This is a genomic window from Lederbergia panacisoli (assembly GCF_024626525.1).
GTDB lineage: Bacteria > Bacillota > Bacilli > Bacillales > Bacillaceae_C > Lederbergia > Lederbergia panacisoli.
Genome location: NZ_JANJGU010000026.1, coordinates 16661 through 29242, shown reverse-complemented (window position 1 = coordinate 29242; position 12582 = coordinate 16661). Strand labels below are relative to the sequence as shown.

General features: G+C 34.0%; 13 protein-coding genes and 1 pseudogene. 13 read left to right on the top strand and 1 reads right to left on the bottom strand.

The annotated features are described in order from the left end of the window. The first annotated feature begins 219 nt into the window (after positions 1–219). The 11 genes and pseudogenes from NQ185_RS19575 to NQ185_RS19525 all read left to right on the top strand — a co-directional run bounded on the left by NQ185_RS19575 (position 220) and on the right by NQ185_RS19525 (position 9202). Positions 220–825, top strand: coding sequence for a competence protein ComK (locus NQ185_RS19575; protein ID WP_257583755.1), 606 nt, complete (start codon positions 220–222; stop codon positions 823–825). A gap of 268 nt (positions 826–1093) precedes the next feature. Then, the gene (locus NQ185_RS19570; RefSeq protein WP_257583754.1) at positions 1094–1597 is read left to right on the top strand and encodes a sigma-70 family RNA polymerase sigma factor; all 504 of its coding nucleotides are present in this window, start codon (positions 1094–1096) and stop codon (positions 1595–1597) included. Positions 1598–2019: 422 nt separating this feature from the next. Further along, on the top strand, positions 2020–2370 hold the full coding sequence (locus tag NQ185_RS19565; protein WP_257583753.1) for a hypothetical protein: 351 nt from the start codon (positions 2020–2022) through the stop codon (positions 2368–2370). Between the two features lie 290 nt (positions 2371–2660). Beyond that, positions 2661–3239 carry a competence protein ComK gene (locus tag NQ185_RS19560; RefSeq protein ID WP_257583752.1) on the top strand — a complete coding sequence of 193 codons (579 nt, stop codon included), beginning with the start codon at positions 2661–2663 and terminating at the stop codon, positions 3237–3239. Between the two features lie 380 nt (positions 3240–3619). Continuing rightward, positions 3620–4129: pseudogene (locus tag NQ185_RS19555) on the top strand (ATP-binding protein); the annotation flags it as partial. A 58-nt stretch (positions 4130–4187) separates the two neighbouring features. Then, positions 4188–4901, top strand: coding sequence for a YecA family protein (locus NQ185_RS19550; protein ID WP_257583751.1), 714 nt, complete (start codon positions 4188–4190; stop codon positions 4899–4901). Positions 4902–4959: 58 nt separating this feature from the next. Further along, entirely contained in the window at positions 4960–5238 is a 279-nt protein-coding gene (locus tag NQ185_RS19545) for a hypothetical protein (protein ID WP_257583748.1), read from the top strand. Continuing rightward, positions 5219–5572, top strand: a complete 354-nt coding sequence (locus NQ185_RS19540) for a type II toxin-antitoxin system RelE/ParE family toxin (protein WP_257583747.1) — start codon at positions 5219–5221, stop codon at positions 5570–5572. The genes NQ185_RS19545 and NQ185_RS19540 overlap by 20 nt, the downstream gene beginning before the upstream one ends. Positions 5573–6069: 497 nt before the next feature. After that, a complete protein-coding gene (locus tag NQ185_RS19535) occupies positions 6070–6417 on the top strand; it encodes a hypothetical protein (RefSeq protein ID WP_257583746.1) in 348 nt (115 codons plus the stop codon). 410 nt (positions 6418–6827) lie between these two features. Then, positions 6828–7406 (top strand): competence protein ComK, encoded by a 579-nt coding sequence (locus tag NQ185_RS19530; RefSeq protein WP_257583745.1) that lies wholly within the window; start codon positions 6828–6830, stop codon positions 7404–7406. 230 nt (positions 7407–7636) lie between these two features. After that, positions 7637–9202, top strand: coding sequence for a type I restriction enzyme HsdR N-terminal domain-containing protein (locus NQ185_RS19525; RefSeq protein WP_257583743.1), 1566 nt, complete (start codon positions 7637–7639; stop codon positions 9200–9202). Between the two features lie 204 nt (positions 9203–9406). Here the strand turns inward: NQ185_RS19525 and NQ185_RS19520 are convergent, their stop codons facing one another. Next, positions 9407–9799 (bottom strand): hypothetical protein, encoded by a 393-nt coding sequence (locus NQ185_RS19520; RefSeq protein ID WP_257583742.1) that lies wholly within the window; start codon positions 9797–9799, stop codon positions 9407–9409. A 1287-nt stretch (positions 9800–11086) separates the two neighbouring features. Here NQ185_RS19520 and NQ185_RS19515 point away from each other — a divergent pair. After that, positions 11087–11668, top strand: coding sequence for a restriction endonuclease (locus NQ185_RS19515; RefSeq protein ID WP_257583741.1), 582 nt, complete (start codon positions 11087–11089; stop codon positions 11666–11668). A gap of 597 nt (positions 11669–12265) precedes the next feature. After that, complete coding sequence (locus NQ185_RS19510; protein ID WP_257583739.1) at positions 12266–12379, top strand: putative holin-like toxin; 114 nt, start codon at positions 12266–12268, stop codon at positions 12377–12379. The last annotated feature ends 203 nt before the right edge of the window (positions 12380–12582 follow it).

The window sequence follows — 12582 nt, the reverse complement described above, 5'->3', positions numbered from 1 at the left end:
CTAATTATTGGCTCATTATCCTCATGGTCTATACTTATGGTAAATGCCCTGGCAATCGGTGGTAACTTCCGTGGCAATTGGTGGTAAATAAGATGGCAAGCGTGGTCAATTCCGATGGCAGTATTCAGTTAGAGGTTTTGATAATGTTAATGCATCTTAGTTTAATATCATCCATGTTCACTGTCTTGTTTGAAAAAATTATTAGGGAGTGTTTTATGTATGAAAATTAAGAAACGTTATATTATTAATCGCTTTACAATCGCGCTGATGGGAGTTTACGTTAAGAATGGGTATTTCTATTCTAGTGTTTTAGAGGGTGAAAAGGTTTTCTTGGTCAAATTAAGTCCTATCGAAATCATTGAAAATAGTTTAATTCATTATGGAGGCGGCGATTTCAACGGCGCGAAAAAAGCTACGAGAGCTGCTATAGGAAATTATGATATGCCTCCAATTAAAATCAGCGGAAGTCTAGGCATTTACTGGTTTCCCAGCAAGTCTCCGACCAATAAAGATTGTATCTGGTTTTCGTTAAATAATATAAAAGATAGTATTCCTGTGGAGCACAATAAAACGAAAATCCTTTTACAATTTGGCCATACCATTACCCTGACAATCAGAAAATCAGTCTTCAAAACTAGAAAATACCGGACCCGAGATTTAAAAGACACCATTGAAAAAAGAACAGATCCAACATTAATCTATACATATGATCCTTATAAAAATACAGACATCGTTATTGAAAACCAAACATCTTATCATTTTGAACAAAATGAAGATGGGATAGTAGAAATAACTAACGATGTGGATATGGTAAGTAAAATATAAATTTTTCAAAAACGTTTGGGTGTCAGTCGCCAAACGTTTTTGTTTTTGGTGAATGTATTATTCCTCTTTCCTATATAATTTACAAAACTCATACCATTTACCTGAAATCGCCTAGGGGAAAGTGGCAAAATTAACCTAGTTTTCGTTGCCTTTGTACGAATATTCATTATTTTAGCTAAAACGTTCATTCGCTACTTTTGTTCAATCTGACTATCTTTAAGGTACTCGAGAATACAAAAGAAAGCGCGCTTTCCAGGAAGGCAACGGAATGGAAAGAGAACGTTTTGAAGAATTGATAAAAATGCATGAGCGGATGATTTTTCATGTAATAAAGTCGTTGGGAATTTATAAGAATCAGAATGAATATTATCAAACGGGTTTGATCGCATTGTGGGAAGCCTATCAACGCTTTGATGGAGAGAAGGGCAAGTTTTCAACTTATGCCTATTCGTATATTAAAGGACGAATTTTAACTGATATGACAAAGATTAATAGAGCGGAAGAAAAGAATGTGTATCCTGACGAAGCTTTTTGGGAGATGGCCGTGGATGAAAATGGCGGGGAACCTATGGAGCTGGAGCAGTTGCATTCTTACTGTGAAGGACTAACTGAGAGGCAGAAAATGTGGGTAATTGATACATTTTACTATGGATTGAGTGTACAGGAAATTGCTGATAAGGAAGGGGTATCTTTGTCGGCAGTTAAGAAATGGCGAGCGGGTGCTATTCAGAAGATACGTGGGAATATTGAGGAAGGTGTAATAGATTTATAGATTAAGTAATAGATGAAGAGCCTTTAATAGGGCGTATATGTTGGCGAACCTAATCAATTTTTTGGTGAGTGGAGTCTTCTTATCGGAAAAAAGTTCCCGGAATCTATTCGACTCTGGGAACTTTTAGATTAGGGTAATGATAAGAAAATTGGATTTATGGCTTTTAGATTTAGAAAGAAAAAAGCCAACTTCATTCACATTTAACCAATGGTGCTGATGATCAGGTGGCAGGTTTTAACAATATTCTATAATTGTTTTGAACTTGGCACTTTAATAGTAATGAATATGCAGGAAAATAGAACCATATGTCGAATAACATAAGTTAAGTGTCCAATTATTCAATTGACACACAATAATAGATTTTTGCATCTATGATACTCCTATACTTATTTATCACGAATACAGAAAAGGGGGATATGATCATGGAAGAAGTACCAGAAATGGAACCAATTGTGGATGTGAAGAGTTTTTGGCTCGTTCATAAAGGAATCAAACTTGAGATACTTCGCACCACTTTTGAGACGTACGTAAGGGTTTCTGCAAACTATTTCTTTTGGGATGACGATGAGGTTTCTGGAGTGTGCGAAGAAAAAATTGGTATACGTGGTGTGGAAGCTGCTTTGAGATACGCCCAAAAATTAGCATTAGAAGATTTTGATGAAGAGTTGAAAAGGCGAAATATGAAAATATGGAATTCAAAAAGACCGGGGACGAATGAACCTGTAAGGTTTGAATTCTTTGGACCTATAAAAAGTAAAGAAAAGGGTAGTTAGGCTCTCGGGGTAATTGTATCGGCACAATTTGTGTGCGATGAATATTTGATGACAATATAAGACGAATTGGTGAAAGGGAAAATCAAATTACGTCGAATTTTTAGAGTAAACTTGTAGAAATATAGATATTAATCCTAAATATGTAATAATAAAGAGAGATAAGAAAATTGAATTTTTTGAAATGCGGTGATGTGATAGGGCGGTAAAGGTCTTTAATAGTTGTAATGCATCTTAGTTTAATATCATCTTTGTGCTCTGATCTAAAATATATCAAAAAGGAGTTCAACTGTATGAACAAAATGAGAGATGACTATATTATTAATCGCTTTACTATTGCGCTGATGGGTGTTTACGAGAAAAATGGGCATTTGTATTCACGTGTTTGGGAAGGGACAGAAGTGTTCACCGTTAAATTAAGTCCAATCGAAATTCTTGAAATTAGTTTGATCTATTATGGGAGTAGTTTAGAAGGTGCTATAAAGGCTGCGAAAGCGGCAATCGGAAACTTTGATATGCCGCCGATAAAAATTAGTGGCACTGAAGGCATTTACTGGTTTCCTAGTAAGGCTCCAACAATGGAAGATTGTATTTGGTTTTCAGTGAATCATATAAAGGAGATTGTCCCGGCTGGTATTTCTAATTCGACCGTAATTTTAGAATTTGACCATAAAATTAATGTCAATAATCGCATGACTGTTCTTAAAACTAGACAATCCCGAGCACAAAACCTCAAAAATATCTTTGAAACAAGAGAAGATCCAACTTTAACCTATACATATGATCCTAATAAAGGTACAAATACATCCCCAATTCATTTTGTGCAAAATGAAGATGGGGTTATTGAGATAAAAAAAGATGGAGATGGATAATATCTTACAATAAAATTATGTGAAAAATACTTTGACGTAGGGATCAAAGTATTTTTTTGAATTTAATGTTGGATGGTTTTCCGGTACATTATCTGTTATTCCTCATTATCAAATGGATACCTTTGAGTGCATTCCGAATTTACCTTTTTTTAACTGCTTCTGATGATATAACCAAATTTGTTAGGCATTGATAAGATCATAAACAATGCTTTTTCCGCCATTTGACCATGAATTTATAACTATAAAATGGCGTAAAAGTTTTAAAGGGAACAAATGGATATAACAGAAGGTGTTTGAATGAAAGTATCTCGTAGAATAATTAAAAGTAAAGTTTTGTTAATAATAATTGCAATTATAATAACTTTAACCTTCCCTCCAAAGCGGCCTTGGGAGGCCATAATCTATTGATGGCCGGTCCTCCTGGATGTGGAAAAAGTTTGTTGGCGGAAACATTTCCTTCCATTTTGCCTCCGCTTGGACTGGAGAGTCAATTTGATGTTTTTGAGTATCTATTAATTAGCGGCTATACAGCTTTCCAATCCTCATTATCCCCTATTTAGAATTCCACATCATTCAGCTTCATCTGTTTCTTTGATAGAAGGTGGGGCCACCCCCAAACCTGGAGAAGTATTTTTGGATCATAGGGGGGCTATTTCTTGATGATATGGCTGAGTTTCCCAAACGGGCACTCGACATGCTGCGTCAGCCTTTGGAAAATGGCGTTGTGACCATCAGCAAGGCTGCATCCACTGTGACGTATCCAGCCCAATTTTTATTAATTGGTGCAATGAACCCTTGTCCTTGCGGATACTTGGCATCCAAACAACATTATTGTACATTCACCCCGAAGCAAGTAACAGCCTATCAAAAATCGTATTTCCGGTCCTATTGTGAGACAATATAGAAAATGGTATTGTTGAAGAACACGATGCAATAATAGGAGGAGCCATGGATTACGTAATTGATTATATTATATCCCTTACTCATCTATATGGTTTGGTTCATAAGGAAAAGGTTGTTGAAATTTACAATATGCAAAATGTAGAGAAGATTGATGAAAAAGTTATTGATGCTATAGAGAACAGTTCACCAGACATATTACGGAAAAACTTTGTTATGATTCAGAATGATTATTTTGTTGCTGAATCAATCATACAATTTAGTGATATGGACGATGAATTACAAAAGCGAGCAGGTAAACCGTTTTACGTTCCTAATCAAGAAGAACTGTTTAACTACAAGAGTGATACATATTTTGAAATGACCAAAGAATACAAAGCATTGAACAACTATGTAAAAAGGAATTTCTTTCATGGTGATCCATTTAAGGCAGAGATGTTCTGTGAGGATATACAGGGGATTTGCCAATATGCTTTCTCCCTGCAAAGAATTAGTAATGAAATTAATCAAAGAGGTATAGTCTTTGAAAGCGAAAGGCAATTCAATGAATTGATGAAGCTTATTATGAATCTTTCCAATCATACTCGGCTTTGGGAGAATAACGGCTATACACCTCAAGAACTATTTGAATTAACGGACAAGCCTAATATGAGATCACTTCCGGCGAATAATGATAATCATTCCAATCAAAAAGTCGGTAGAAATGCCCCGTGTCCTTGTGGTAGTGGGAAAAAGTATAAAAAGTGCTGTATGAAGAATTAGAATATACAATAGAATTCGATAATCAAAATCTGATACAATAAGCTTGAGGTGATGTTAAATGAAAATGTTAAGTGAACATGCCAAGCAAGAATTATTTAATGCTTTAAATGGAAAACAATCAGGAGTTTTTATTGCAGATGGGAAATTAATTTCAATAGAAATTGAAAATAATGAGCTTGGTTCACAGGATGTTTCTGCTCCAGATGATCTATCGCAAGAGATTGAGGAATATCCAGAGCTTAGGGAATCATTGTCAAGGTATTTAAATAACCCAGGTATGAAACGATATACTTTTAGTGAGATGAAAGCCAAACGTTATGCGAAAAGAAAATTATAAGGCTTATAAAGTCCTTTTTACACAGGAATTTGAATTTTGCCTAGATAATGTTCAACAATTTTTTTCTGAACAAGGAGAAGAAACCTTACATTGGTGGTATTTGCGAGAAGATGAAATTATCGAATACATTGAAACTCACCTTTCTGAAAATCCTTTTATAGGTAAATTAGTTGAAAGTGGTAGTTTTAAAGGACTAAGAAGGATTACCTATGGGAAAAGCAGGCATGTAATGCTAAACTATATCATCTATTATGCTGTTCATGAAAGTGATGGTTATGTTGATGTGATTAACATTCTGCCTTCTAGAACAAAGCGTAAACGTGTCACGAAATGATTATTTACTATACTATTTTTTCATATAACGGAAACCACTATCATTAATGGTTTTCTTTTTTTATACCCGAAATGATAGTAAGCATTTATGGCAAATAATTACGGATTGGTTTGCGAAAAAACAATTTAAAATGAAACAATCGAAGTTTCAAAACTTAGAAATTTTAGACCCCCACTGCATGAATCTATGCCCAGTACCCATCCCATCCTTTTGCATTTTCGGTACCATTGTTATTAAGTTTACTGATTTTACTGATTGCGAGCCTAGGGGAGTGTTGATTATCGGTCCCAGGATCTAATGCTTTTCTATAGTCCCATATATAATTGTTTTGAACTTGGCACCTTAACAACAATTACTATGCAGGAAAATAGAACCATATGTCGAATAACCTAAATTAGTGTCCAATTATTCAATTGTAATTATAAGAGGTTTTTGCATCTATGATACTCCTGCACTTATTTATCACTACTACAGAAAAAAACAAGGGGGATATGATCATGGAAGAAGTACCAGAAATGGAACCAATTGTTGATGTACAGAGTTTTTGGCTCGTTAATAAAGGAGTCAAACTTGAGATACTTTGCACCACTTTTGAGACATACGTCAGGGTTTCCGCAAACTATTTCTTTTGGGATGACGATGAGGTTTCCGGAGTGTGGGAAGAAAAAATTATTATACGTGGTGTGGAAGCAGCTTTAAGATACGCCCAAAAATTTGCATTAAAAGATTTTGATGAAGAGTTGAAAAGGCGAAATATGAAAATATGGAATTCAAAAAGACCGGGGACGAATGAACCTGTAAGGTTTGAATTCTTTGGACCTGTAAAGAAAGAAAATGGTAGTTAGGCCCGGTTATTATATTGTTAAGCCACATTTTTAGTTTATCGTTTAAAGCAGTGGGAATCTGAACCATATACCCATCATTTATTCATAGATTGTTTTATCAATGAAGAAGACAATTGATGCAAAAGAGCCTTATAAGTGGCATTTTTTGTGCTAAATGAAAATCATTTTAGAATTGATATCAATAAGGCGGATTGGTGAAGGTAAAATCAAATTACGTTGAATTTTCGAAAAAATATTGTAGAAACGTGGATATTAATCCCAAATATGTAATAATAGAGAGAAAAAAATTGAATTTTTTGAAATGTGGTGATGTGATAGAGCGGTAAAGGTTTTTAATAATTGTAATGCATCTTAGTTTAATATCATCTTTGTGCTCTGATCTAAAATATATCAAAAAGGAGTTCAACTGTATGAACAAAATGAGAGATGACTATATTATTAATCGCTTTACTATTGCGCTGATGGGGGTTTACGAGAAAAATGGGCATTTGTATTCACGTGTTTGGGAAGGGACAGAAGTGTTCACCGTTAAATTAAGTCCAATCAAAATTCTTGAAATTAGTTTGATTTATTTTGGAAGTAGTTTAGAAGGTGCTATAAAGGCTGCGAAAGCGGCAATCGGAAATTTTGATATGCCGCCGATAAAAATTAGTGGAACTGAAGGCATTTACTGGTTTCCTAGTAAGGCTCCAACAATAGAAGATTGTATTTGGTTTTCAGTGAATCATATAAAGGAGATTGTCCCGGCTGGTATTTCTAATTCGACCGTAATTTTAGAATTTGACCATAAAATTAATGTGAGTAATCGCATGACTGTTCTTAAAACTAGACAATCCCGAGCCCAAAACCTCAAAAATATCTTTGAAACAAGAGAAGATCCAACTTTAACCTATACATATGACCCTAATAAAGGTACAAACACATCCCCAATTCATTTTGTGCAAAATGAAGATGGGGTTATTGAGATTGAAAAAAGTAGAAATGAATAATATATTGCGGTAAATTTAGTTAAAAATGCTTTGGCGTCTGAACCAAGGCTATTCCTGTTCACAATCAACATATAACTGGAAATATCTTGCTTGATATGCTGCTATTAGAATCGAATTTTTTTCATAAAAGCTAATGGATTGTAAGAAATATGATTGTTTGAAACTAGCAACTACATGCACATTTTTTGTACGCAATTTTATCATTAAAGAATGCAAAAAGAGGAATGATGATGAAACTTAATAAGCTAGATGAACTATTTCTTACAAACTGGGCTAGCCTGAATTTTGAGAAATGGAATGAGTCCGATATTAGAGAAGATTTTATTGCTCCCCTTCTTAGAATATTGGGCTATAGCAAAGGTACTATTAATGATATTATTCGGGAAAAGAGCCTTAGGCTATCTAAACCATTTCATAGAATAGGGCGTAAAAATGTTTCAATCGATTATATCCCATCTGTAAGGCTTAAATCATTTTGGATTATTGAAGCTAAGCCAGGCAAGTCGAAAGAAATGGATTATGGTGATCTGCTTCAAGCACATCTATATGCGATCCATCCGGAAGTAAAGGCTCCTTTTATAGTATTAAGCAATGGTTGGGAGATAAGAGTTTACGATGCCTTACACGTTAACACCTGGGATGATGCAATTTATATATGTAAACAAGAAAATTGTTTTGAAACTTTTGCAGAATTAAAGAGTATATTATCCGCTGATAGTATGCTCGATTATCAGAGAAAACGAATCTTACAAGTTGTAAAAAATACGTTCTCTGTTGAAATTGATGAAAACCAACTGGCAGCCTTTAAGAATGATGTCAATCGATTAGTGAATGATTCTTATCCGATAGTTAGAGAAAATGTTCGTCAATTGCGTCTATCCACATGGAATAAAGAAAAGGAAGAAGCAAGGAAAGAGTTGGAAAGGCTAGATTTAAAGTTGTTGTTTGTCAGAATGGATATTCCTACAAGAGCTTTTTTAACTCCAGCCATGGAATTTTTGAGACGTGTAAAGATTGGAAAACAGGAGGAAAAGGAGCAGTTAATTGATCGATTGTTAATGAATTATCGATCAAGACCACATGGGATTTTTAGAGTACAGTGCTGTTACATACTCCTGTCGCTTTTGGATGAGGATATTGAGGTTAAACCATCGCCATATGTAAAAAGCATAAAATCAGCCTTTGAGGAAGTAACATTAAATAATCTTAGATACTTTAGTCATAGCCAATTTGCACATGCTCTATGTCATCTAGATAATACGTCGCTTCGACTAGCAAAAAAGCTTAGTTTGAGGTTTGCAATGGATCAATTAGCAAAAATGACAGAAGAACATAATCGTACATTGACAACAGAGGGCCAGATAACGCATAAGCAAACAGTTGCTCAAATGATGGTTCACTTAATTGGATTATTAGGTGAAGCCTTATGGAGAGAGTTTTGTTCCTCAAGTTCTGCGGAGGAGATATGGGATGGTATTTGGTCGCTTGAGATAATCGAAAAAGTCATTGAAACCTTTCCGAGCAAAAGTTACCCTGATGGTGACTCGGATTTATTATTTTTTGAGTCCTATGGAAGGGGCTTCGATATGTTGTTCATGGGAACCTGGGACATCATACATGGTAATGAAGAATGGCTTATAAGAAAAGGAATATCCAAAGAAATTATTAGTTTTTCCAGAATGGATAGAGAAGAGGCATTACGAAGCATTCCTCCAAGTAAAATATGCCCGAATGATCATTTGTTGGAAGAGAGTAAGATTAAGTATTTGATGAACAAATACGCTATTCGGCTTTAGAAATTTTGGTATCTGTCCTTTAATGCTAAAGTATAAAGAGTTAATCAAAGTGTATAGTTCAAATCAATATAGATGTATGATTAAAATGAGCAACTTGGATATGAAGCAATTTGGGATTGTTTCATATCCTTGCATTATAATTTATTTTGATGTTTTTAATATTAAGGAATAATCTGCTTTTGGGGAAACGAAATTTCGATTAAATCAAATTTCGCCTTTATGAATAGTTTTCACAAATATATATCCTTTAATAAATCCTTCAATATAATATTTCTCTAGACTTAACGCTGAGCATTTGTTTATTGATTCTTCAACTCTAAATAAAGAGCTTTCCTGTTGCTTATTATCACATAAACTAATAGCTTTTTTAAATACTAAATCAAACTCCTTTGATGCCATCTCTTCTGGAGTATTTAATTTTGCTAATTGTTCCTCATCTTTTAATAAATTCAAATATGCGATTTCTTTAACGGCCTCAAAAATACCTTGTTCGAATGTTTCATCAATTACATTTAGTGCGTCCATATCATTTTCATGGTGTGATTCCGAATATATTTTTATAACTTTTTCATATGGTGCTATAGACACACGATTCATAAAAACCCCTACCTTTGATTTGATATATGATTTAAAAAATAATATATCCTAAAAAAAGTAATTTAAACGCGAGTCCAAATTAAACAATTTATACAACGCTTATAAACATTCCTCGCCTCTTGGTACCATGAGTGTATGAGTTTAAAGAATTGCTTTTGCAACAAAAACATAAAATTATCCCAGTAAACGTTACTTCCCGAGATTCAGGATTCATTTACGCCTACTATTAATATCATGCTTTACTTTTTCATTAATTCTTTTTTAATTTTCCACAATCACAATCAAGATTTCACCAATCTAGATTTACTATCATAAATCCTTGTAATCCCTGGCAAGGAAAAAGTCGAAAACCCAGTAATTTTTTATCAATATTTGCCGACACCTTATTTCATCCATTCAGTATATTAACTAATCACTAGATCACATCCCAAAACATCCAATCTTCTTCCTAAGAATAAGTTAATTGTCTCATGATTAAAGCCAGTTGATTTTACCACCTTCGCCATCTTTCTTACCGATGTTTGCCAAGGAATTTACCATGCATTGACAATATATTTACCAGTAATTAATAAAGTCTTACATAATATGATTTTCATCATATCGTAGGGTTTGACGAGTTTAACAAGAATGAGGAATGTAATTTAGCAAAAGATAGGAACCTAAGGCGAATATATAGAATTATTATCTGTTCTTGTAAACTAACTCTAAAGTTGGAATTGGATAGAGTAATCATTTCTGAGTATACCGTTTTCCACGACATTGCTAATAAAGAAAGGGCAAGCCAATAAAATAGATCATGCCACCAAAAATGAGAGGCGTTTTTCAAGAAGAGCTTACCGATAATAAGCTATTGAATTTTTTACAAAGTACTTGGAAAATATTTTTTAAAAGTCGAACTGAAAAATTTATTTTTTAAGAAAAAAAATTAGAAAAATAATAACTTTTATGAGTTAGCAAAGAAATACTGAATTTGGATTCTAATATAAAATAATAGTAGCAGGTTTTGAATAATATGCTACGCTCTTCACTTAATAGGTGGTGTGCTTTTTTGCTTCTCCACTTTTTATATCGCGACTCCCAGCGTAATTTTCAAAATGCAAAAACACCATTTTATTAAGATAGAAAAGATGAAGTGTGTACAATATCCTCTTAAACGTGAAAATTTGGCCATCCCTAACCGGTGATGGGTTGGTTTAATTAGACAACTGTAGGTGGGAAGTTCAACCACAAAAAATGGTTAATGTTGTACAATAATAGATATAAGTAATGGGGCGAAGGGTGTTAAAAATGACCAAAAAAGAAAAGAGAGCAATTTCTAATGTTATTGCAGGATTAAGCCTATTAGTTGGATTATTTTTATATTGGAGTGTTTTTAATAGTAATAATTATTACTTGTTATTTGGCTTGATATTAGCAACACCGGTAGTTGAAAGAATTACTTATTCGATTTTACCGGATAAAAAGTCAAAGAAGAGAAGTACTGGGAAAAAGGTCAAGAATAAGAGCTTAACGAATATTCCATCGAATCGGTTACGAGATGATAAAGAAATCATAGGATCAAAGTTAGAGGAATTATCGTGGAAAGAATTTGAAAGATTATGTTTTCTTTATTTTAAAGCAAAAGGTTATAAGACAAGAGAAAGTGGAGAAGGAGCTGACGGTGGTGTTGATCTAATAATATACAATCGACACCATAAAGCTGAGGAAGCAATTCAAATTAAGCATTACCTAAATTCAGGTAATCCAATTACGGTAACACAGATTAGGGAACTTAATTCAGCAAAGCGAAATCATAATTGTGTACTTTCAAGATTTATTACAACCTCGAGCTACACCAAGTATGCATTACGAGAAGCAGACGACTTTTAGATGGTTTGCCATGACTTGAATTGGGTGAAAAATAAAATAGTAAAGTGGCAAGAACAGGAACAGAAAAAGGCTGTGTGAAGTTACTGGGAAGGCTGACTAAGATGTTTAAAAGCTTGTGAATGCAAAAGTCCAAAGTGACGTTAGAAAAGCAATCCTGCCTTGCCTTTTCATCAATTCCATTTTAATTTGTCCACAATCCCAATCAAACTTTTATCAATTCTAGCTTTATTTTCATCAATCCTTATCAACTCTGGTAGGAAAAAAGTCAGAAGTCCAGGAATTTTTTTATCTATATACTTTTGACTACTTCCTTATTTCATCCATTCAGTATTTTAACTATTCCTACTCCTATCACCCATCGCACAACCCCCAATTTTATATTCGGTAAAAGCGGTAAAAATGGAGTAGATCTTAAGGAAGCTAATGTTTGCGATAAATTGATCCGTGTTATTCCTTGATGGGTAAGCTATTCACTGTTATAGAACATATGTTCACATTTTACCTAGTGGATTGTAAATATATATGATAATATTAAGCTAGCAACTACATAAAGCGGATGGACGGTTGGCACTCCCTGTTAGAAAGGGGGTGTTTGATATGGTGACATATGAAACAGTGAACATGCTAATTCAATTTGGCATATTCCTTGTGACAATGTTTGCAACGATTGTAGCAATTATTGCTCTAGTCACCAATAGAAAAAAGAAGTAACTGCCCACCGCTCCCAACAAGAGTAGGGTAAATTACTTCTTTTGTCGAACCTTCATCTTCAACTGGCCAGCCGTTCATGCAGCGGCATGTAGTTGCGATTCCGACCGAGCGTAATACGCTTGGTCATTTTTATTATATATCCATTATACATAAAAATATTCCTAATTCAAGGAAGGGATATAAGGTTAGAGGATTATTTTTTA